Origin of the sequence: Silvimonas iriomotensis (assembly GCF_014645535.1) — a bacterium.
Taxonomy (GTDB): Bacteria; Pseudomonadota; Gammaproteobacteria; order Burkholderiales; family Chitinibacteraceae; genus Silvimonas; species Silvimonas iriomotensis.
The window spans coordinates 919,640-942,309 of record NZ_BMLX01000001.1 but is presented as its reverse complement, the minus strand read 5'-3'; the positions used below and the strand labels follow the sequence as shown (position 1 = coordinate 942,309).

Annotated in this window: 21 protein-coding genes; 13 read left to right on the top strand and 8 right to left on the bottom strand. The window is 60.1% G+C overall.

The features are described from left to right. Positions 1-41 precede the first annotated feature (41 nt). Positions 42-596: a helix-turn-helix domain-containing protein gene (locus tag IEX57_RS04140; RefSeq protein ID WP_188702602.1), complete on the top strand. Its 555-nt coding sequence runs from the start codon at positions 42-44 to the stop codon at positions 594-596. Positions 597-632: 36 nt separating this feature from the next. After that, positions 633-1,166: a GNAT family N-acetyltransferase gene (locus IEX57_RS04135; RefSeq protein ID WP_188702600.1), complete on the top strand. Its 534-nt coding sequence runs from the start codon at positions 633-635 to the stop codon at positions 1,164-1,166. Positions 1,167-1,232: 66 nt separating this feature from the next. On the opposite strand, the gene IEX57_RS04130 is transcribed toward IEX57_RS04135, so the two are convergent. From IEX57_RS04130 to IEX57_RS04110, 5 genes are all read right to left on the bottom strand, one after another. Beyond that, the gene (locus IEX57_RS04130) at positions 1,233-1,640 is read right to left on the bottom strand and encodes a hypothetical protein (RefSeq protein ID WP_188702599.1); all 408 of its coding nucleotides are present in this window, start codon (positions 1,638-1,640) and stop codon (positions 1,233-1,235) included. Between the two features lie 97 nt (positions 1,641-1,737). Further along, positions 1,738-3,930, bottom strand: a complete 2,193-nt coding sequence (gene egtB, locus IEX57_RS04125) for an ergothioneine biosynthesis protein EgtB (protein WP_188702597.1) — start codon at positions 3,928-3,930, stop codon at positions 1,738-1,740. Between the two features lie 136 nt (positions 3,931-4,066). Continuing rightward, the gene (locus IEX57_RS04120) at positions 4,067-4,360 is read right to left on the bottom strand and encodes a hypothetical protein (RefSeq protein WP_188702595.1); all 294 of its coding nucleotides are present in this window, start codon (positions 4,358-4,360) and stop codon (positions 4,067-4,069) included. A gap of 235 nt (positions 4,361-4,595) precedes the next feature. Then, positions 4,596-4,937, bottom strand: a complete 342-nt coding sequence (locus IEX57_RS04115; protein WP_188702593.1) for a hypothetical protein — start codon at positions 4,935-4,937, stop codon at positions 4,596-4,598. Positions 4,938-5,009: 72 nt separating this feature from the next. Beyond that, positions 5,010-5,807, bottom strand: a complete 798-nt coding sequence (locus IEX57_RS04110) for an alpha/beta fold hydrolase (protein ID WP_188702591.1) — start codon at positions 5,805-5,807, stop codon at positions 5,010-5,012. Positions 5,808-5,988: 181 nt separating this feature from the next. Here IEX57_RS04110 and IEX57_RS04105 point away from each other — a divergent pair, with 181 nt between their 5' ends. The 5 genes from IEX57_RS04105 (at position 5,989) to IEX57_RS04085 (ending at position 10,064) form a co-directional block, all read left to right on the top strand. After that, a complete protein-coding gene (locus IEX57_RS04105; protein WP_188702590.1) occupies positions 5,989-6,699 on the top strand; it encodes a sensor histidine kinase in 711 nt (236 codons plus the stop codon). A gap of 203 nt (positions 6,700-6,902) precedes the next feature. Beyond that, on the top strand, positions 6,903-7,727 hold the full coding sequence (locus tag IEX57_RS04100; RefSeq protein WP_188702587.1) for an alpha/beta fold hydrolase: 825 nt from the start codon (positions 6,903-6,905) through the stop codon (positions 7,725-7,727). 411 nt (positions 7,728-8,138) lie between these two features. Next, on the top strand, positions 8,139-8,600 hold the full coding sequence (locus IEX57_RS04095; protein ID WP_188702585.1) for a hypothetical protein: 462 nt from the start codon (positions 8,139-8,141) through the stop codon (positions 8,598-8,600). Between the two features lie 109 nt (positions 8,601-8,709). Continuing rightward, positions 8,710-9,036 carry a carboxymuconolactone decarboxylase family protein gene (locus IEX57_RS04090; protein ID WP_188702583.1) on the top strand — a complete coding sequence of 109 codons (327 nt, stop codon included), beginning with the start codon at positions 8,710-8,712 and terminating at the stop codon, positions 9,034-9,036. A gap of 23 nt (positions 9,037-9,059) precedes the next feature. Further along, positions 9,060-10,064 carry an aldo/keto reductase gene (locus IEX57_RS04085; protein WP_188702581.1) on the top strand — a complete coding sequence of 335 codons (1,005 nt, stop codon included), beginning with the start codon at positions 9,060-9,062 and terminating at the stop codon, positions 10,062-10,064. 33 nt (positions 10,065-10,097) lie between these two features. Here the strand turns inward: IEX57_RS04085 and IEX57_RS04080 are convergent, their stop codons facing one another. Next, positions 10,098-10,316, bottom strand: a complete 219-nt coding sequence (locus IEX57_RS04080) for a hypothetical protein (RefSeq protein ID WP_188702579.1) — start codon at positions 10,314-10,316, stop codon at positions 10,098-10,100. Between the two features lie 334 nt (positions 10,317-10,650). Here IEX57_RS04080 and IEX57_RS04075 point away from each other — a divergent pair, with 334 nt between their 5' ends. Both IEX57_RS04075 and IEX57_RS04070 read left to right on the top strand, forming a co-directional pair. Beyond that, positions 10,651-11,553: a LysR family transcriptional regulator gene (locus IEX57_RS04075; protein ID WP_188702578.1), complete on the top strand. Its 903-nt coding sequence runs from the start codon at positions 10,651-10,653 to the stop codon at positions 11,551-11,553. Between the two features lie 417 nt (positions 11,554-11,970). Continuing rightward, positions 11,971-17,022: a beta strand repeat-containing protein gene (locus tag IEX57_RS04070; protein ID WP_188702576.1), complete on the top strand. Its 5,052-nt coding sequence runs from the start codon at positions 11,971-11,973 to the stop codon at positions 17,020-17,022. Positions 17,023-17,090: 68 nt separating this feature from the next. Here IEX57_RS04070 and IEX57_RS04065 read toward each other — a convergent pair whose 3' ends face one another. Continuing rightward, positions 17,091-17,975 carry a hypothetical protein gene (locus IEX57_RS04065; RefSeq protein WP_188702573.1) on the bottom strand — a complete coding sequence of 295 codons (885 nt, stop codon included), beginning with the start codon at positions 17,973-17,975 and terminating at the stop codon, positions 17,091-17,093. A gap of 29 nt (positions 17,976-18,004) precedes the next feature. Then, a complete protein-coding gene (locus tag IEX57_RS04060) occupies positions 18,005-18,436 on the bottom strand; it encodes an SRPBCC domain-containing protein (RefSeq protein WP_188702571.1) in 432 nt (143 codons plus the stop codon). A gap of 207 nt (positions 18,437-18,643) precedes the next feature. Here IEX57_RS04060 and IEX57_RS04055 point away from each other — a divergent pair, with 207 nt between their 5' ends. From IEX57_RS04055 to IEX57_RS04040, 4 genes are all read left to right on the top strand, one after another. After that, complete coding sequence (locus IEX57_RS04055) at positions 18,644-20,842, top strand: OsmC domain/YcaO domain-containing protein (RefSeq protein WP_188702569.1); 2,199 nt, start codon at positions 18,644-18,646, stop codon at positions 20,840-20,842. 185 nt (positions 20,843-21,027) lie between these two features. Further along, positions 21,028-21,723, top strand: a complete 696-nt coding sequence (locus IEX57_RS04050; protein WP_188702567.1) for a DUF3313 family protein — start codon at positions 21,028-21,030, stop codon at positions 21,721-21,723. A gap of 51 nt (positions 21,724-21,774) precedes the next feature. Beyond that, on the top strand, positions 21,775-22,095 hold the full coding sequence (locus IEX57_RS04045; RefSeq protein ID WP_229708694.1) for a hypothetical protein: 321 nt from the start codon (positions 21,775-21,777) through the stop codon (positions 22,093-22,095). A gap of 128 nt (positions 22,096-22,223) precedes the next feature. Then, positions 22,224-22,631 (top strand): type IV secretion system DNA-binding domain-containing protein, encoded by a 408-nt coding sequence (locus IEX57_RS04040; RefSeq protein WP_188702563.1) that lies wholly within the window; start codon positions 22,224-22,226, stop codon positions 22,629-22,631. Positions 22,632-22,670: the final 39 nt, after the last annotated feature.

Here is a 22,670-nt window from a genome sequence, read left to right as displayed (position 1 = left end):
AATATATTGGATTATTTATCTCGTAAACGAGAGGATAATCCATGGATATCAATACCCGCCTGGCCGAGCGCATTCGCCACTTGCGCAAAACGGCCGGTTTGTCGCTGGATGCGCTGGCAGACAAAACGGGCGTCAGCCGCTCCATGATCTCCATGATCGAGCGCAACCAGAGCAGCGCCACTGCGGTAGTACTAGAGCGTCTGGCGGCAGGCCTGGGCTTGTCGCTGGCCGATCTTTTCAGTGCCGAGAAACCCGCTGCCGCGCCATTAAGCCGCCTTGCCGAACAACCGGTCTGGCGCGATCCACAATCCGGCTATATCCGCCGCAACGTGTCACCCTCAAGTGCCAACCCCGACTTGCAACTGGTCGAGGTCACTTTTCCGGCCGGCGCGCGCATTGCCTATGAAACTGGTCTGCGCCAGAGCCCGGTGCACCAGCAAATCTGGCTGCTGGCGGGCGAAATGCACATCAGCGTGGGCGAAGCGGTCTACGCCATGCTGGCGGGTGATTGCCTGGCGTTCGAACTCAGTTGCCAGACCACGTTCCACAACCCGGGCCAGACCGACGCGCGCTATCTCGTCGCCATTCACAACTGAACCAGTTGCAACCCAGCCAGAGCGATCGATACCACCATGAGTACCCCCACCCGCATTAGCCGGATCACCGAATTTTCCTCCATTATCCTGGAGGAGTTATCCGAAGTACTGGTCGCCTGCGTCGAAGCTGGCGCGTCAGTCAGTTTCATGAGCCCGTTTTCGACAGCGCGCGCCGCGGCGTTCTGGCAAGCCATGGCGGCAGATGTGGCCAGTGGCAAGCGGTTATTTCTGGTTGCCCAGGATGAAAACAATCAGGTCGTGGGTACGGTGCATGCCATTCTCAACCTGCCGGACAACCAGCCGCACCGCGCCGAAGTAGCCAAACTGCTGGTTCACCCACGCGCCCGCAAACAAGGCATAGCCGCAGCACTGATGCAGGCGCTGGAACAGCATTGCGCCCAGGCCGGCAAGACGTTGCTGGTACTCGATACCGTCACCGGCGGCGCGGCAGAGCGCTTGTACACGCGGGAAGGCTGGCAGGAGTGCGGCAAGATTCCGGGCTTTGCGCTGATGCCTGATGGCCAGCTGTGCGGCACCACCGTGTTCTACAAGCAGATATCGCCGGGTTGACCCGGCCAGCGCAATCAAAAAAGGAGGCATGAGGCCTCCTTTTTTTGTGAGCGTATGGATGCTTGTTCAGTGATCAAGCCGCGCCTTGCCGGCCGCCTGCCCGACAGGATGGCCGGCAAGCGAGGCGGCAAACACGTCGGTGTGATGCCGGCCAATGGCATCCTCGCACCGGGTTAGCTCAGCCTGTTGATCGGCAGAAAGCGGGCCTTGTTTTTGCATGAACAAGAGCGATTCATACAACCGCAACTGCGTGTCGTAATCAGACAGCATATGGATTTCGTCTTTGACCGTGCCGGCTTTGAAGACCGCCTCAAGCCGCCACACGATATCACTCAGCCGCAAGCCGTCGGCCAGCAGCTCCACCGCCAGATCGCTCCAGGCCCAGCGTTCGGGCAAATGGTGCTCTTGCAAAGCCTGGACCAAGGGCGACTGCTGGCCTGATTGTGCCAGTTGGCCGGTCTGGTTCTGCTTCATATGCTGATCTCCTGGGTTGATGAACCCAGTATGACCAGCGCCGCCAGCAGCCGGATGCGGACAGGCGCGCATCCGGCTGACAGAATCGGCTGACAGGCTAATCGCGTGTGTTCAGCGGCACCGCACGCAGATTGAACACGGCAAAGTGGGGCGCGTCGCTGACCCAGTGGTGCGCCACCTCCCAGCCGGCGTTGCTGGCCAGTGCGGTAAATGCCGGCACCGTGAACTTGTAGGAGTTCTCGGTATGCAGACGCTCGCCAGCCTTGAACGCAAACGTGTGCCCGGCCGCGTTCACCAGTTGGTCGATGCGGCTGACCAGGTGCATTTCCATCCGGCTTTCCTGCGGGTTCCACAGTGCCAGATGCTCAAATGCATCCAGATTGAAGTCGCCGCCCAGTTCGCGGTTAATGCGCGCCAGCACGTTCTTGTTAAAGCGTTCGGTCACGCCCTGGCGATCGTTGTAGGCGGCATGCAGCGTGGGTTCATCTTTGGCCATGTCGGCACCCACGATCAGCAAGGCGCCTTCGCCCAGCAAGCGATGCACCTGGCGCAAGAAAGCCACGGCCTGATGCGGATTGAAGTTGCCAATGGTCGAGCCCGGAAAGAAACCCACCTTGTTACTGCCCCGCACGGCGGACGGCAGCGCCAGCGCGCGGGTGAAGTCATCCACCAGCGGCGCCAGCGCCAGCCGCGGGTAATTGCGCGCCATGCGCGCCGTGGCGCTCTGCAGCGCGTCTTCGCTGATATCGATCGGCACATAGGTGGTAACTTGCGGTGCGGCATCAAGCAAAAGCCGGATCTTGTGGCTGGCGCCGCTACCGAATTCGACCAGTGCAGCATCAGGCGGGATGTCCGCAGCAATCTCACGCGCGATGGTTTCCAGCAACGCGGTTTCCGTGCGGGTGAGGTAGTACTCCGGCGTGTGGCAGATGGCCTCAAACAACTCGGAACCGGCCGCGTCGTAAAAATACTTCGGCGAAAGGTGTTTTTCCCGCGCGGACAAGCCGGCAATCACATCGACAGCAAAGCTTTCTTCGTTGTCTGCGTCGGTCTGGGCGTTGACGTCCCGCGCCAGGCGCAGACCAGAGAACACCCAGCGTTTGTCTGGATGAAAGAAATTGCGATAACTGTTGCGGGTGTGCGCCAAGGGCGTAATTGCCGCACCGCCGCGCAAGGTCATCTGGCCGACCATGAATTTGCCGTTGTACTCGCCCACGGCGCCGCGTTGCGGCTTGAAACCAGGGTAGGGGCTGTAGGCGCTTTGCGTCCATTGCCAGACGACGTCGTCGCATTGTTCCAGCACGCCAGCATTGGCGGCGAATTCCCACTCCGCTTCCGTCGGCAGCCGGGCTTCGGCCCAGTCGGCAAAGGCGGCGGCTTCGTAATAACTGATGTGCTGCACCGGGGCATCCAGGTCGATCTGCTGCATGCCGGCCAGTGTCATCTGGTGCCAGACACCGTCTTTGTTTTCCCAGTACAGCGGCGCTTGCCAGCGTTCAGCCTGTACCAGCGCCCAGCCATCGGACAGCCAGTAGAGCGGCCGGCTATAGCCGCCGTCTTCCATGAACGCCAGCCATTCGCCATTGGTCACCAGGCGATCGCTGATCTCATACGGCTGCAGCCACACCGGGTGGCGCGGCAGTTCGTTATCAAAACAGAAGCCGCCTTGCGCGCCGATCTCGACCTTGCCGCCGGCAAGCCGCCGGAAATGCCCGCGCCGGCCAGCCCGGGTTTGCGGCCACTGTGTGTCATAGGCCGGCTTGAGGCGTGAACGGGAAAACAGATTCAGCACATCCATCAGGATCAGTTCCTGATGCTGCTCTTCATGCGCCAGCCCCAGCAGCACCAGATCGCGCAGCGTTTTGGCCTGTTCCGATTGCAGCAATTGCCCCATGAACGCGTCCACGTGCTCGCGATACGCCAGCACCTCTGCCTGCAGTGGCCGGGTCAGCAGGCCGCGTTGCGGGCGCGGGTGACGATCACCCAGCGCTTCATAATAAGAATTGAAGAGGTAACCGTAGTCCGGATCGAATTCCTGATAGTCCGGCCAGTTGGGCTTGAGCAGAAAGGTTTCAAAGAACCAGGTGACGTGGGCCAGATGCCATTTGGTCGGACTGGCGTCCGGCATGGCCTGCACCACCATGTCTTCCGGGTCCAGCTTGGCCGCCAGCGCAAGGCTTCTGGCCCGGGTTTCGCGATACCGCACCAGCAAGTCACAGGCTGCCGCCGCAGCCTCGTCATCCCGTGCCCAAACATCGCGGGAGTCACTGAAATCGCTCAGAAATACCATCGCTGCACCTTTGCTGTTGGAGTGGGGGCAATGCCGACACAGCTTAGGGTATAGACATTACAGCGGCATCGGAGGTGGACTGATTGTCGTGTAGGACCGCCCGTCCGGGCAGCAAAGGCAGGATATCGGCTGGGTATTACAGATGAAACGGGTGCTTGGCGCGAATCTTGTGGGTCTCGCCAGCCACCTGAAACTCAATGTTGCGCAGGGAAAAACGGCCCATGACGGCCTCGATGGTTTCGCGCTGGGGCTTTTCGCCCAACGGGAAATCCACAATGCGCCGCAGGGCGATGTCTTCTGGAAATTCGTTCTGGATCACGGCCTCAAGCACTAGCGAGTCCACGCGGGCCCAGGGCAGGTCTACGCCAAAATCATAGGAAAAAGCTTTCTCACCAAGCCAGGTTTGATAACGGATATGGAAATGATTCATTGATCATCCTCTGGATTAAGAGCGCGCAATGATTTCACAAGCAATCAAAAAACGTAAAGACAAGCCTGGTGCGAAAGTGTTCTACCGCACAGCATCGACAAGCGGCGTGACACAGGCATGACAGCGCGGCCAGCAGCATGCCGGCCTGGGTTTGAACCGTCTGTCAGACACGAACGCAGGGCGATACCGGAGGGTGCTGGCGACACCGGAAAAGGTGAGGATGAGGCGGGACGGCTTATTGCTGCTGCGGCGCGGCCGTCTGGGTGGCGGCTTCGTCCACGTAATGCACGTAGACATAGAAAATGCCGGATTTCACATCGCCCTCGTGCTTGCTGCAGGCGCTGTTGTAGGTTTCAGATTCCGGATGGTCTTTGCAGAATTTCGTGGCTTGATCCATGAATTGCGCCAGTTGATCCTGGCTGACGCCATGGCGCGGCGCATCGACATGAATGTAGGCGTTAAGCTCGACCAGACAGGTCAGCGGCGCCTGATCACAGGCATTGAGGCGATCAACATACTGGCCGGCGAACACCGGCGCGGCAAGGGACAGGAGCAGGGCACAGAACAACGCTTTCATCGCGGTCAAAACCAGAGCAAAAACCGGCCGTCAGCATAGCACGGCCGGCCCTCGGGCAGGCGCATTCCGTACTCAGTAACCCGCCTGCGCGGCGACTGCGGCCACAGCGTTCAGCACGGCGGCAGGCTGGTCATTCTGAATGTAATGCCCGGAGTTCACCGGCTGCGCCTTGCTGGCGCCGGTCAACACCAGCCAGTCGGCCTCTTCCTGATGCACTTGCTGCTCAAAACTGCCTTGTTCCATCAGATCGTAACGCGTGCGTACCAGTACGCGTACCGGTTTGCCCAGCGCGGGCGAACGGGCGATCTGATCCAGACATTTGTCCTGATCATCAAACTCTGGCCGCATGGCCGGGGTAAAGACGGTCAGCCGCATGCCTTTGAGCAAGCTGGCTTGCGTGCTGGACTGGGTCTGCATATTGCGCCAGTGATCCGGGTGGGTGGCATCAACCAGCACCAGGCCGGCGACTTCGTCCGGATACATGCGCGCGTACACGTACTGGTACATGCCGCCAATGGAATGCCCCACCAGCAGATAGGGTGGCGGCACTTGCGCGGCGCGCAGCAGGTCGTGCAGTTCAGCGGCAATGGTGCACGGATCTCGCGGCGTACTGGCGCTGCTACTGGAACCATATCCTGGCCGGTCATAGGCAAACACGCGGTAGTGCGCCGCCAGATCAGGGAACACCTTGCTCCACGCGCTGCGATCATCCCCCAGCCCCGACTGCAGCACGACCACGGGCTTGCCGGCGCCTGCCACCGTCCAGCCGATCTTGCCGCCGCTGGCCAGAGTTTGCTGTCCGCTATCCGGCATGGATGTACACGCCGCCAGGACCGTTACCGCCATACCCAGCCATACCAGTCGCACCATGACTTGCTCCGCGTTGTTGAGGCCCAGCCAGTATCGGCAACATGGATGAATCTGCCATGAAAACCGGTGTGGGCGCCGTCACGCGGCAGGCCAGACAACCCCACCTTCAGGGGAGTCAGCCACAGCGGGCGGGGTGCTACCATCAGGCGATCCGCCGTTATGACAACAACATAATTTACCCATGCCCGCCAGAGTCTGGCTGTTATTCACCCCGACCTTGTCGTCGACCCTGTCCGCCGTGGTTTGCGCGGCGCAGACGCACGTCAGCCCGCCCGGCACCTTGAGCTACCTGAGCCCCGTTTTGTACCTGCTGGCCTTGCTGGCGGCATTATGGGTCGTCTACCTGTGGCGACTGGGGCGAGTGGCCGGGCGCGGACAAGCGCCAACCACGCCTGACCCCGGCGCAGAACACCTGGCCGATTTGCCCGGCGTGTTGTTGCAACTGGGCGAAGCCATGGCGAGCATTCACGATCTGCCGTTTCATTTCACCCTGGGTGGCAGCAGCCATCTGAAGTTATTGCCCGGCATGCGTAGCGACAGCTACACGATTGTGCGAGAAGCGGTCATCCACGCATTCGGCCATGCCGGTGTCAGCCGGGTTCATCTGGACATTCATTTTGGCGCGTCCGCGCTCACCTTTGCCGTGCGCAATAATGGCAAGAGTATCGACGCCCACAGTGCCAACCCCGGCTTCAACCTGTGTACCCTGCATGATCGCACCGCACGCCTGGGTGGCACGCTGGAGGCCCGGCAGACCAGCGCGGGCGACAGCGCAATCGTACTCACCATTCCGGCACAACACGCTTATGTAAAACCGCCGCGGCAGATCAACTGGCGTGCCGCACTCAGGCGCGCCGGTTCTGCCGTTCAAGACCAGCGCCCGCCACGCTGACTTACCCGATGGCGGTCGGCATGCCTCTTGCAAGCGTCATGCCAGGGCATCGGCCCACCCACCCCGAAAGAGGTAGATTCATCCGTGCCAGGATGTTGATCTGACTGACACAATCACGGGCTATGGTAAGTGTTTGACGCGCGCGGACAGCGATTCGCGCCGTCTTGTTTCCCTTCGGGGACCAACTTGCTGGAGACCGCAACATGAGCACGTTTACCACGCGTGACGGCGTCGAGATCTATTACAAGGACTGGGGCCACGGCCAACCGGTTGTGTTCTGCCACGGCTGGCCGCTGAACGCGGATAGCTGGGAGTCGCAGATGATTTTCCTTGGCATGCACGGCTACCGGGTTATTGCCCATGACCGTCGCGGTCACGGCCGCTCCAGCCAGCCGTGGGACGGCAACGACATGGATCACTACGCTGATGATCTGGCACAGTTGCTTGATCTCCTCGACGTCAACAATGTCGCGCTGTTTGGTTTCTCGACCGGTGGCGGCGAGGTGGCCCGTTACATCGGCCGCCACGGCACGGCTCGTGTCGCCAAGGCCGGTTTGATCTCTGCCGTAACCCCGCTCATGCTCAAGACCGATACCAATCCGGGCGGCCTGCCGCTGGAAGTGTTCGACGGCTTGCGCGCCGCGCAACTGGCTGATCGCGCCCAGTTTTATCGCGACGTCCCGACAGGCCCGTTCTTCGGCTTTAATCGTCCGGGCGCCAAAGTGTCGCAAGGCATGATTGAAAACTGGTGGCTGCAAGGCATGATGGGCGGCCACAAAAACACCTACGACAGCATCAAGGCCTTCTCTGAGACTGATTTCCGTGAGGATCTGAAGAAATTCACCATCCCGACCCTGATCGTGCACGGCAGTGACGACCAGGTGGTGCCGATTGACGCCGCCGGCCGCGCCGCGGCCAAGCTGATCCCGCATGCCCAGCTGCTGGTGTATGAAGGCGCGCCACACGGGCTGACCGACACCCATAAAGAGCGCCTGAACAACGACTTGCTCGATTTCATCCGCGGTTAAGCTGCGTGCGATCATGAAAAAGCCCGCCATCAGCGGGCTTTTTTCTTTGTCGGCGGCAACCCGGGGCCGCCGACCATCGACATCAGCACGGCATTCAGCAAGCGGGATCTTCAGGCGCGGCTGACTAGCGGTGAACCGGTATCGTTTCCGGCCAGAAAACAGGCACATAAACCCCACGCATCAGGGCCGGCTGCGCCATTGCATTTGCGGCAAATGGCGCCGTGGCATCGTTATAAACCGCATTAAAAACAAACAACAAGCTCTTGATATCAATGAAAACTGACAATGGATCACGTCAGCCCGATGACGCTGACCACAATTTGTCTTTTGAATAAATACCCGGTTCACGCTAATTACCGCACCCCAATGGGGCAGTAGCATGCAACGCGATGATTTTTGCGGGAAAGTGCGGTGAAAACCGGCAAACAGGATCACGATCAGTACGGAGTGCGGGCGCACTGGAAGGCCATGGTGGTTGTGGTGTGCCTGGCGCTGTTTTATTGCAGCCATTTCGTCAAAAACTATCTGTTCAGCGAATGGTGGTTCAGCGAGCGTCCGGCGCTGGCTGAGGTGGTCGCTTTCCAGCAGCGTGATGGCGACATCCCGGCTTTGTTGCTTCTGGATGCCGGCAGCCAGTCCGGCATGTTGCACATTGCCGATACCTCGCGCCGCCACACCATCAGCACGCCGGTCAGCATTGTTCAGGGGCCGTCGGGCGCGGCGTCCTTTCGCATTACCGGCAATGGCCTTGGCTTTACCCTGATTGCCGACAGCGCCGGCCCGCATTATTACACCTGCCGTGAATGCACCATGCATATGGGCCGGGCCCGGCTGCCTGTCCTGTGGGAAGCGATTCCGGCCGCCAGGCACTGACGCCATTCATGTATCTGGCTCATAAGAGCTAGCGGACTTTTGCTCTTAATTGCATGACCGGCCCGGACTACCATGGTCGTCCATCCCATCGTGCAAGTCAGGAGCCGCCATGTCCACCGAACCCACCCAAGCCCGCAAGTCTTTTGGCGATACCGCGCCCAAGCTGGCCGAACTGACGGACAAAGTCCTGTTCGGCGACGTCTGGGCGCGCCCGGGTTTGTCCCCGCGTGATCGCAGCCTGATCACCGTTACCACGCTGGCCGCCCTTTATCGCACCAACGAGTTGCCATTCCATATTGGCCGTGCGCTGGAAAACGGCGTCACGCGCGATGAAATCATCGAACTCATTACCCATCTTGCGTTCTACGCCGGCTGGCCCAACGCCATGACGGCGATGAACATTGCCAGAACCGTCTTCGCTGAACGCGGCCTTTGAGACTGAACTCATCCGGAGGACTTATGGATTATCGATATCTGGGGCGCAGCGCCCTGCAAGTCTCGCCGCTGTGTCTGGGCGCCATGATGTTTGGTGGTGAGACCGACGAGGCCACTGCGCGCCGCATCATTGCCAAGGCCGGCGAGCAAGGCATCAACTTCATTGATACCGCCGACGTGTACCACGCCGGGCGCTCCGAAGAGATTGTCGGGCGGGCAGTGGCGGATCAGCGTGACGACTGGGTCATTGCCACCAAGTTTGGTTTTCCGGGCGGGCACGGGCCCAATCAGCACGGCCAGTCACGCAAATGGATCATGCAATCGGTAGAAAACAGCCTGAAACGGCTAGGCACCGATTACATCGACATTCTGTATTTTCACCGGGCGTTGCCGGGTGTGCCGCTGGAAGAAGGCGTGCGCGCCGTGGCAGACCTTATCCGCCAGGGCAAGGTGCGCTATTTCGGGGTGTCCAATTTCAAAGGCTGGCGCATTGCCGAGATCGCGCGCCTTGCGGACCAGATGGGCATAGACCGGCCGGTGGCCAGCGAGCCGCTGTACAACCTGGTGGACCGTACCGCCGAAGTGGAACAACTACCCGCCGCGGCGCATTACGGGCTGGGCGTGGTGTCGTACAGCCCGCTGGCGCGCGGCGTACTGAGCGGCAAATATGCGCCCGACACCGCGCCGCCGGCAGATAGCCGGGCAGGGCGTGGCGACCGGCGCATTCAGCAGACCGAATGGCGCCCGGAATCATTGCAGATCGCCCAGACCATTGCCGCGCACGCCGCCGCGCGTGGCACGACATCCATCGGCTTTGCGCTGGCGTGGGTGCTGAACAATCGGCACGTCAGCGCCACCATTGCCGGCCCGCGCACTGAAGCGCAATGGGATAGCTATATGGATGCCCTGAGTTTCAAGCTCAATGCCGAAGATGAACAACTGGTCGATAGCCTGGTGCCGCCGGGCCACGCTTCCACGCCGGGGTACACCGATCCGGGTTATCCGGTAGAAGGGCGTGTGGCCAGATAGTGCGCAAGCGCAGGGCGGTGTGGCCGCCTTGCCTTAGCTCAGCTCGATCTTGATCCAGTCTTTGCTGGTGGCGTCCCAGTACTTGTAGGCGTAGCCGGCCTGGGCACTGAGATCGCGAATCTTGACGCGCGAGGCACCCGCAGCGATGCGGGTGCGTGCGACTGCATCGGCCTCGGTTTCGGTGTCGTGCAGGGTGATGCCGTGATTTTCTGCAATCAGGGCAAACAGGGGATATTTGAGGAAGTGGTTCATCACAGGCTACCTTTATGCCCGGTTGCATTCCAGGTGCAAACCGGGGGCTCATGTCATCTGACAGTCGGGTGTTTACTCCAGATTATTTTTCTTTGTTTGTAAGTAATTGGCTGAAAGCAAACTCTTGAAATCGAGTATACACAAGCACTTATGCCAATAGAATGTAAGTTAATTATCTACCGATGAACGGAAATAATTATTTAACATATTTTTTCTGACAAAAATGGCGGGGCCAGTCCGGTGCCGCGCAAACCGCCCAACACAGCCGTTTTGCACTGGAAACGGCCCGGCCGGTTGCGCATAATAAAAGCCGTTTCATGAAAAAGATGCATCAATGGCCAAGGACAATTACAGTGATCTCCTGGCGTTTCTGGCCGTCGCCAAAGCCCGCAGCTTTACCCGCGCCGCCGCGCAACTGGGCGTTTCGCAATCCGCGCTCAGCCACACCATCCGCAACCTGGAAACCCGGCTTGGTTTAAGACTGCTGACGCGAACCACCCGCAGCGTCGCACCGACAGAGGCAGGCGAGCATCTGCTGCAGACCCTTGGGCCGCGTTTTGAAGAGATAGACCTGGAACTGGCGGCACTTAGCAACCTGCGCGACCAGCCCGCTGGCCACATCCGCATCACCGCCACGGATTACGTCACCCGCACCTTGCTCTGGCCCAGGCTGGCCCCGTTACTGGCGCAATACCCGGATCTGAGCCTGGAAATCATCAATGACTACGGGCTGTCTGATATCGTGGCGGAGCGCTACGACATTGGCGTACGTCTGGGCAATCAGGTGGCGCGTGACATGATTGCCGTGCGCATCAGCCCGGATCAGCGCATGACCATTGTGGGCTCGCCCGATTACCTGGCCCGGCGCGGCATGCCGGATACGCCGCAAGCACTGATCGAGCACAATTGCATCAACCTGCGCCTGCCCACGCACGGCGGCACGTACGCATGGGAACTGGCCAGGGAAGGACACACCTTGCAGGTGCGGGTAGAGGGGCAAACCACGTTCAATGGCAGTTACCAGATGCTGGACGCCGCACTAAGCGGCATGGGTCTGGCTTACCTGCCAGAAGAGATGGCCGCACCGTTCGTGGCGGCCGGCCAGTTACGCTGGGTACTGTCGCAATGGCACCCGCATTTCCCCGGGCATCATGCTTACTACCAGGGCCGGCGCCAGTTTTCGCGCGCTTTGTCTTTGGTGATCGATACGCTGAGATACCCGCAGCACACCACCTGATCAGCCCTGACCCACTTCAAACCAGCCCGTTTTGCAGTGCATATATGGCACGAACGCGTCAGCAGGGTATTTGTGCCTGAATTCTGCTCCGTCAGTCGTTTCCTTACCCGGCACCAACCCTCTGTTTAACAAGCGCATTTGTGTTGCGCCGCAACGCCGGATACAAATCCGCAACCGGCACCCCATGACCCCAAAAGGGCAAAACCCTTTACCCATGCGGGTTGTGGTCACCATCCCGCAACAATCCCGCCCAACAAACCCGACACATCATCACGCGCATCTCGCCTGGTTCCACCGGCCAGCGGCTCAAAACGCACTTCACCTTTTCGGATTGCGGTTCGTTTGCTTTTTTAAATAGAAAGAAAAAGGAAAGTGAAAAAAATCTTCGGGAAATTATTTGCTAATAAAGGAAGCGCCATGGGCAGGGAAAAACCTTCAAGGCTCAGCAGTCTGCTGCGCCTGTTTTGCTGTGTCTTGCTGGCCGTAACGGCCACCTTCGCCAAGGCGCAAGTCACCACCTATCACTACGACAATGGCCGCACCGGTGCCACGCTGGGTGAAACCGTACTCAACACGTCCAACGTCAACAGCAGTAGTTTCGGCATGCTGTTCTCACTGCCCGTAGATGGCCAGATTTATGCGCAGCCACTGTATATGTCCGGCGTATCCATGGGCGCGCTGGGCATGCATAACGTGGTGTATATCGTCACCGAGAAAAATTCGGTGTACGCCTATGACGCTGACGCACCGGGCAACCCGCTCTGGCATGTCAATCTGGGCACCCCCATGTCGGCCTCGGTGTGCTGCGCACAGCGTGACCTGTACCCGTACATCGGCATTACTAGCACCCCGGTCATCGACCCGAACACCAATACAATCTATGTTGTGGCTGAAAGCTACGAAAACAGCGTGACGTATTTCCGGCTGCATGCACTGGATATCGCCACCGGCGCCGACAAAGTACCTGCCGTTGTCATTCAGGGTAGCGTGCCGGGCACCAGTAGCGATGCCGTCGGCGGCGTGGTCAGCTTCAAAGCCATCCAGCACTGGCAGCGCCCCGGACTGTTGCTCTCCAAGGGCAACATCTGGATCACTTTTGGCTCACACCAGGACACCGATCCGTATCACGGCTGGGTATTTACCTACGACGCCGCCACGCTGGCCCGGACCGGCATTTTCTGCGTATCGCCCAATGAAGGGGAAAGCGGCATCTGGCAAGGCGGCGTCGGTGCCACTGCCGATGACGACGGCAACGTTTATCTGGAAACCGGCAACGGCGACTTCAACGCCAGCAGCGGCGGTATTGATTACGGCGACAGCATTATCAAGCTGAGCCTGGGCGCAAACGGCATCACGCTCACAGACTATTTCACCCCGGCCACCCAGGACGAAGACAATGTGCACGACTGGGATCTGGGTAGCAGCGGCATTTTACTGATCCCCGGCACCCATCTGGGCGTCGCCGGCGCCAAAGACGGCAAGATTTATGTATTTGATACGGCTAATCTGAGCCACTACCACGCAACGGGCGACCAACTCCACCAGGAATGGCAGGCCACTTATGCCTACTCCGGCTCGGAAGCGGGCGGTTTCTGGGGCGGCAACTACATCTGGTACAACAACACGCTGTTTGGCTACGGCGAACGCGACGTACTCAAGACATTCCCGTTTAATGGCACCACCTTTGCCACCACGCCATCGGCACAGGGCACCATTGCACCGCTCTCGGCCATCAGTAACGACCCGTCGATTTCCATTTCCGCCAACGGCACCACGCCAGGCACAGCCATTCTGTGGGCCACGTTCTCTGCCTCCGGCATCGCCAACGGCAGTGCGCAACCGGGCATTTTCTATGCCTTTGATGCGGCCAACCCGGGCACCATGCTCTGGAGCAGCAACCAGAACGCCGCGCGCGATGCCATGGGCAGCTGGGCCAAGTGGGTGCCGCCCATTGTCGTGAGCGGCAAGGTTTACCTGCCCACCTTTGACAACACCGTACATGTCTACGGCTTGCTGGCACCCACGGGCAGCGGCGGCACCCTGATGGGGTCCAGCACCAGCGCGGTGACCAACGCCAACCTGACCACTGAAGGCAATACCGACTGGATTCACTGGGGAGACGGAACGACCAACCGCAAAACAGGCGTCACCCCGGTCATCAGCGATTACAGCATTGTCGGCGCCGGCCCGGCGGTGGCATACAACAACGATCTGCGCCCGCTGAGCTGGACCGATGGTTCACCCACCTTGACCGCCACCGCCAATACCAACGGCGTGTACGTCAACAAGGTCAATAACGGCTTTTCCTTTACCGCACCGGCCGACAGCACGCAGCGCACGCTGGTGGTTCACGTCGACGGCTACCAGACTGCCGGCACACTGACAGCCCACCTGTCTGATGGCTCCGCCCCGGATTTTGTCGACACCACGCCGCTGGGTACCGGCCAGTTTGACCGCAACTACACGCTGACTTACAGCGCAGGCACGGCCGGGCAATATCTGACCGTCAAATGGGTGGCTTCGTCCGGCACCGGCAACGTCGCCGTGAGCGCCGCAGCGCTGTCGACTGCATCCATCAACCTTGCCGCCAGCGCCGGCACGCCGCAAACGACCATTGTCGGCACCGCCTTTGCCACCGCCTTGCAAGTGCTGGTCAAAGACAGCAGCAACCAGCCGCTCAGTGGCGCCACGGTGACATTTACCGCGCCGGCAACCGGGGCATCGGCCAGTTTTAGCGGGTCCGCCACGGCCACCGCAGTGACCAATGCCAGTGGCATCGCCACTGCGCCCAAGCTGACAGCCAACAACACCACGGGTAGCTACACCGTGCTGGCCAGCACCTCTGGCACAACCGGCACGGCCAGCTTCAGCCTGACCAACGCCGCCAGCTCCGGCAGCATGACTGTCAACGCAGGCACGCCACAATCCGCCACCATCAACACCGCCTTCCCGGATGCACTGCAGGTCACCGTGAAGGATGGCGCCAACCAGGTAGTGAGCGGGGCGAGCGTGACCTTTACCGCGCCCGCCAGTGGCGCCAGCGGCAGTTTTGGCGGCTCAGCCACTGCCACCGTCACCACCAACGCCAGCGGGGTGGCAACAGCGCCGACACTGACGGCCAACGGCGTTGCCGGTAGTTACACCGTGTCGGCCAGCACCAGTGGCGTCAATAGCCCGATCACATTCAGCCTGACCAACATTGCCACCTCCAGCAGCGGCAGCAGCCTGCTTAACGGCAATGGCGATAGCGCCGCCACATCAACCAGCCTGACCACGGAAGGGGTGCTGGACTGGGTGCACTGGGGCGAGGCCAGCCTGAACCGCAAGAGCGGCGTCACCGCGCAGATTTCCACCTACACGGTAGTGGGCACGGGCACGGTAACGCGCTACGCCAACGACCCCAGGCTGCTGAGCTGGACTGACGGCACACCCACTGCGGCAGGCAGCAATGGCGATGGCGTGTATATCAGTGGCACCAACAACGGCTTCAGCTTTACCGCACCGGCCGACACGACCACCCGCACACTGGTCATCCATGTAGGCGGCTGGAACAGCGGCGGCACACTGACGGCACATGTGTCTGACGGCACCGTGACAGACTTTGTTGATGTCACGCCCTCAACCAACGGCCAGTACGATCGTAACTACAAACTCAGCTACAAGGCAGGCTCTGCCGCGCAAACCCTGACGGTGAAATGGGTCATGACGGCAGGCACCGGCAACGTCACCCTCAATGGCGCAGCGCTGGCGCAACAAGCCACGCTCGTTGCCAATAGCGGCACGCCACAAAGTGCCGCCATCAATGCCACCTTCACCAACACCTTGCAGGCCAAAGTAACCAGCGGCGACGGCAAGGCGCAAAGCGGGGTGAGTGTCACCTTCACCGCGCCAGCCAGTGGCGCCAGTGCCAGCTTTAACGGCGCAAACGCGATTACGGTCGTGACCGACGCCAATGGCCTTGCCACCACGCCACAACCCGTCGCCAACGGCCAGACCGGTGCTTACACCGTCACGGCCACCGCCAGTGGCATTGCGACGACCGCCAGCTTCAGCCTGACCAACACCGCAGCAAGCTCTGGCAGTGGTGCGCTCAGTGGCGCTGGCAACAGCAATGCCACGCTCTCCAATCTGACCACCGAAGGGGTGCTGGACTGGGTGCATTGGGGTGACACCAATCTGAACCGCAAGACGGGTGTGACGGCACAAATCAGCACATACACCGCCGTGGGCAGCGGCACAGTGACGCGTTACAACAACGACCCCAGAGCGCTGAGCTGGACTGATGGCACGCCGACCGCAACGGGCAGCAATGGCGACGGGGTGTATATCAGCGGCACCAACAATGGCTTCAGCATTACCGCACCGGCCGATACCACCAGCCGCATTCTGGTTGTGCATGTGGGCGGCTGGAACAGCGGCGGCAAGCTGACTGCGCACTTGTCAGATGGTTCGGCAGCCGACTTTGTCGACACCACAACCACCGTCACCGGTCAGTACGACCGCAACTACACACTGACCTACAAGGCAGGCTCCGCCACGCAGACGCTGACGGTGAAATGGGTCATGGCATCGGGCACCGGCAACGTCACCCTGAATGGCGCAGGCCTGTCGAATCAGCCCTTGATCTACGCCAATAGTGGCACCGCGCAAAGCACTGCCGTCAACACCACGTTCGGCAACGGTTTGCAGGCGCTCGTGACGGACTCCAATGGCAAAGTGCAAAACGGGATCAGCGTCACCTTTACCGCGCCCGCCAGTGGCGCCAGCGCCAGCTTTGGCGGAAAGAGTGTCGTTACCCTCGTGACTGATGCCAACGGACTGGCGACCACCGCACAGCCGCTGGCCAACACCCAGTCTGGCAGCTACGTGGTGACAGCCACCACAGCGGGCGCTACTACGCCGGCCAGCTACAGCCTGACCAATACGGCCGCCACCGCAGGCACGCTGACCGGCAGCAGTAACAGTGCCACCACCACTTTCAACCTGACCACTGAGGGCATGACTGACTGGTCGCACTGGGGCGAGGCCACGCTGATCAAGAAGTCCGGCGGCACCGGGCAGATTGGCACGTATCAGGTTGTGGGTTCGGGCACCAACACGCTTTATACCGATGACCTGAGAGCCTTGAGCTGGAGTGACGGCACACCCACGGCCAGCGCCACCACCAACCACGACGGGGTCTATGTCGCGGGCACCGGCAACGGTTATTCAATCAGCGTTCCGGCCAGCACGACGGCACACACACTGGTGGTGCACGTGGGCGGCTGGAAGAGCGGCGGCAAGCTCACCGCCCACCTGGCGGACGGCTCTGCCGCTGACTTCACCGACACCACCCCGACCAGCACTGGCCAGTATGATCGCACTTACACACTCAATTACACGGCCAGCGGCACTACCACGCTGACGGTCACCTGGGTGATGGTATCCGGCACGGGCAATGTCACCTTGAGCGGGGCGGCGTTGCAGTAGGGCGGCAATACAAAACAGAACGGGCGATGCTGTGATGGCATCGCCCGTTTTTTTTCACTGATTGTGCGTTACCCCGAATTCCCGGGCGCCTCCGCCTTGGCGCCTGGTTGTTCACCCGCGCCTTTCAGCCGCGTCACCCGCCCCAGCAGATCAAACCAGAAGGGCGCGCCAAACAAGGCGGAGGTCGCTGTCACCATCCAGCCCAGAATGCGGATCAGCCAGTCAGGCGTGGTATCGCTGGACGGAAACCGGTCCGGCCAGCCCAGTGGCAGCGCATCCAGCACATCGCCAAGCGGTTTTTGCTGAGCATCGGCAATCAGCTGATATTGCTCGGCCGACAGCGGGTGCTGCCACAGCGATTTGAACAAATGAAAGAAATCGATATTGAAAAACACGGCCACCGCCAGTGCAATCACAAACGTCCAGAGCTGCACCTTGCGTTTATAGTCACCAGAAATCCGGTCCATGCTGTTATTGAACCAGCGCACCAGCTCATCACGCACTTTGGCTGTCTCTGACTGCGTACGCGTGGCCACACCCAGCAAAAACGCCTTCAATTGCGGATCAGCAATCCCGTTTTCCACCTTGGCAGAGAGGGTTTCGCCGGGCAATTGCTGAACCAGCTCCAGCAGGGCATCGGCAAACTGCAGCGGCTCTATATAAGAAGGCTTGATATGGATGTCTGCCAGGCCTTTTGCCCGCCCATCACCCCGCGGATTGACCAGCGCATGGTTGTAGAGCCCCAGCAAAATATCGGCTGAGGTCTTTTTGCCGTCGGCAGCGGGCGCATCCAGATGCGCGTTAAGCACGCGTCCCAGGCCATGGAACAGCTCATTGGCGCGCCTGCCCAGAAACGACGCCAGCGCCTCGTTGATTGAACTCGTCAGCAAAGCGACCATGGCAAAACAGGCCACAATGCCGGTGATGGTTTCAAGCACCACGCTGTTGAACATGGGATTCTCCAGAATGATTGCCGCCTGATTCAGGCGCTCAAGCCGCCCAGCACCTCTGCCGCCAGTCGTGCCAGATTTTGTTCATTGGCCGGCACAACAATCGGCGCCAGACGCTCGCCAATGCGTGCATCCTCAAACGCTTGCTGCCAGGTTGCCGTGCAGCCACCCGGCACGGCAACCAGCGTCACCGTCAGCCGGTAGCGGGGCTGCGAAACATGGTGGACCACGAAACGGGAGGGCGCCTCGATCTCTTCAAACACCGCTTCATTAGGGTATTGATGTCCGTCCGGTCCGTGCATGGTCAGCACCCAGCGCCCACCCGGCACCAGATCGCACTCGCTGAACGTATTGGAAAACCCGTCCGGACCCCACCAGCGCGCCAGGCGCACCGGGTCACACATGGCGGCAAAGACCTGCTCCGGCGAGGCCGGAATTTCACGCGAAGTGGTGTAGGTGGTCATGAATATCTTCCTGACGATGGCGGCGGGGCAATCATAGCGCAAACAATGACAAATAAATCACGAGCCGCTGACCGTTGCTGTCAATGGCCGGGCAGGGCGGCCATTCACGGGCCGGCCGGCAGCCATTACCGAGAAACCCGGAATAAGCACGCAAAAACCCGGATAATGGCGGCCAGGTCTATTTGAATATCGCTCTGGATTTATCCCATGGAAATTAAGGTCAACTTTCTCGACAAGCTTCGCCTGGAAGCGAAGTTCGATGACTTCACCGTCATCGCCGATCAGCCCATCCGCTACAAGGGCGATGGCTCGGCGCCTGGCCCGTTTGATTACTTTCTGGCGTCCTCGGCGTTGTGCGCGGCTTATTTCGTGAAGTTGTACTGTTCCACCCGCAATATCCCGACAGAGAACATCCGGCTTTCGCAAAACAACATTGTTGATCCGGAAAACCGCTATCAGCAGATTTTCAAAATCCAGGTTGAGTTGCCGGCAGATATCTCGGCCAAAGACCGCGAAGGCATCTTGCGCTCGATTGATCGCTGCACCGTCAAGAAAGTCGTGCAGGCCGGCCCCGAGTTTGTCATTGAAGAAGTCGACAATCTGGACGCCGACGCCCAGGCATTGCTCACGCTGAACCCGTCGACCGATGCGGCCACGTATATCCCCGGCAAAGACCTGCCGCTGGAACAAACCATTGCCAATATGTCGGGCATTCTGGCCGACCTTGGCATCAAGATTGAAATCGCCTCCTGGCGCAATATCGTGCCCAACGTCTGGTCGCTGCACATCCGCGATGCGCACTCGCCCATGTGCTTTACCAACGGCAAGGGCAGCACCAAGGAAAGCGCGCTGGCCTCGGCCCTGGGCGAGTACCTTGAGCGCCTGAACTGCAACCATTTTTATGCCGGCAGCTTCTGGGGCGAAGACATCGCCAATGCGCCGTTTGTGCATTACCCGGACGAGCGCTGGTTCAAGCCCGGCCCCAAAGGCGCGCTGCCGGCCGAGATCCTGGATGAACACTGCCTGCCCATTTACAACCCGGATGGCGAGTTGCTGGGCACACACCTGTACGACACCAACTCCGGCAATACCGAGCGCGGCATCTGTTCGCTACCTTTCGTGCGCCAGTCTGACGGCAAGGTGGTTTATTTCCCGTCCAACCTCGTAGAAAACCTGTTCGTCAGCAACGGCATGAGCGCCGGCAATACGCTGGCCGAAGCCCAGGTGCAATGCCTGTCCGAGATTTTTGAGCGCGCCGTCAAACGCGAAATCCTGGAAGGCGAAATTGTGTTGCCGGACGTGCCGCAAGAAGTCCTGGCCAAATACCCGCGCATTCAGGCCGGCATTGCGGGTCTGGAAGAGCAGGGCTTCCCGGTGCTGGTGAAAGACGCATCGCTGGGCGGCAAGTACCCGTTGATGTGCGTCACCTTGATGAACCCGCGCACCGGCGGCGTGTTTGCCTCGTTCGGCGCGCACCCCAGCTTTGAAGTGGCGCTGGAACGCAGCCTGACCGAACTGTTGCAAGGCCGCAGTTTTGAAGGCCTGAACGATCTGCCCGCGCCCACGTTTGAAAGCCAGGCCGTGACAGAACCCAACAATTTCGTCGAACACTTTGTGGATTCAAGCGGCATCGTGTCCTGGCGGTTTTTCAGCAGCAAGGCCGATTACCCGTTTGTGGAATGGGATTTCTCCGGCCACGGCGAAAACTCCAACGCCCAGGAAGCCGCAGCCTTGTTCGGCATCCTCAAAGACATGGGCAAAGAAGCCTATGTGGCGGTGTATGAGCAACTGGGCGCGACAGCCTGCCGCATCCTGGTGCCTGGCTACTCGGAAATCTACCCGATTGAAGACCTGGTCTGGGACAACACCAACATCGCGCTCTGGTTCCGCGCAGACATCCTGAACCTGCATCGCCTGGACGACGCCAGCCTGGAAAAACTGCTGGCCCGCCTGGATAACAGCGAACGCGACGACTACACCGACATCGCCAGCCTGATCGGCATTGAATTTGACGAAAACACCGTCTGGGGCCAGCTCACCGTACTGGAACTGAAGCTGCTGATCCACCTGGCCTTGCAGCAGTTTGAAGACGCGCTGGATCTGGTGGGCGCCTTCTTGCAGTACAACGACAACACGCTCGATCGCGGCCTGTTCTATCAGGCGCTCAAGGCCGTGCTGGAAATTGAACTGGATGACGAACTGGAACTGGATCACTACGTCGCCAACTTCCGCCGCATGTTTGGCGATGCGCGCATGGATGCCGTATTGGGTTCGGTAGATGGCAGCGTGCGTTTTTACGGCCTGACACCGACCAGCATGAAGCTGGAAGGGCTTGACCGCCATCAGCGCCTGATTGATAGCTACCAGAAACTGCACGTGGCCCGCGCCAAAGCCGCCAGCAAATAAACCGTGCGACACATACCGCGCCTGGCAACCCGTTCGCCAGGCGCGGTTCACGCGAAAAAAACATATACACCGGCTTGTATAAAAGGAACGAAGCAACCTAAATTCAGATCACTCGCCAAACCTTTGCGCAGACTGGCCAGAACCACTGTTTCACCAGGGCCCGGCGCCAATCAGATGGGTGCATCATGAATAAAAAGTGGATAACGCCAATCGTTCTGGCCGCGCTGGTCTGGCTACCATCCCACAGCGCACAAGCCCAAACCAGCACCCCGAAAAGCAAACGCACCGCCATCGCCGCCTGGACGCAGGAAGGGCTACAACCGGTATCCGCACAGGGTTTTGACCTCGTCTACGCCAAACCCGGCACCAGCCTGACCGGCTATCACAACATCTTGCTGAGCCCCATTCCGGCATCGTTTCGCAGCGGTTGGGAGAAAAGATCCGCCACTGGCTCGCAGCTTCCCAACAGAACCAAAGACATCCAGGCCATCAAAGACCAGTTGGCAGATGCCATCCGCCAGGAATTCACCCGGCAACTGACCGCAGGCGGCTACACGCTGGTCGACGCAGCAGGCGAGGGCGTGCTGACGGTCAACCTGGCCGTAGTGAACCTGGATATTGCCGCCCCCAACATCCCCAGCGCTGGCCGAACCAAAACCTACGCCACATCGGCCGGCGAAATGTCGCTGGTTGCAGACCTGCGCGACAGCCAGACGGGCGAAGTCCTTATGCGGATTTACGACCACCACACCGACCGCGAAACCTTCAAACCCGAGAAAATCACCAGCGTCGACAACGCCGCCGCCGTCGAGGACGCAGCCAGCACCTGGGCCGCCGCATTACGTCAGACACTGGGCCAACCCGCCACCCACAACCCCTGACTCGTCCCAGGCGCCCATCCCACACCCATGCAAAGAATCTGGAAGCGTTACATGCAGATGCTCGAACAAGACGTCTGCACGCGTGTTTTTGACAACGTCAAAAACCTGCTGGTCTGCTCACTGCTGTTCGCCGCCGGCACCGACGCGCTGCGCGGACACCACCAACTTCTCCTCGGCATGGCCGCATCCAGCGTCCTCGGCGGCGGGCTCATCGCCGTCTCCACCGTCCTGATGTTCCTGAACGTCAGCGACGGCATCCGCCGACTGGCCAAACTGCGCCACCACCTGTTGCTGCAAATCCTGCTCTGCGCCGCATACCTGATCATCGCAGAGCGGCTGGTGGAGATTGTGTGGGGGTTTCGGTCGTTTTGAGGCTGGCCGGATCTTCTTTGGTTACTGTGATGCTGAAATCGGAAAGGGCACGTACCACGACTCAGCGAAACGCAAAGCCGCGCAAGAGCGTGAGGCCGCCAACGAGGAAGCAGCGAAGGTAGTAGCCAATGGCGAAGGGGCGTAAACCACGGGTGGCCGGGGCTCCGGCCTCACCACAAGTCAGCCGGGCAAACAAGGCGGATATCCGGGCCATTCTCGGGGCGTCTGGCTCGGGTAAAACCACCTACGTCATGCAACAGTTACGCAAGGACCGGCCTGACCGGCTGTTGATTTGGGATACCAAGGGCGAGTTTTCGCAAGAGGGTTACGCGGCGCCGGTTCGGTCGATTTCTGAACTGGTGGCCGCCGTGCGCAAGTCGGAAAAATGGAAACTGGCCCTGATCCCGTATGGTACGCCCAACGAGCGGCGCAAACTGTTCGACATGTTTGCCGCGCTGGCGTTTGCGGCAGGGCGCTGCACGGTGGTTGCTGAGGAGATATCTGGCATACTGTTTCTCTATGGCGTCGCTAATTAACCCCTGATCTCTCCCCTCAGTATGCGCGACAAAATCAGC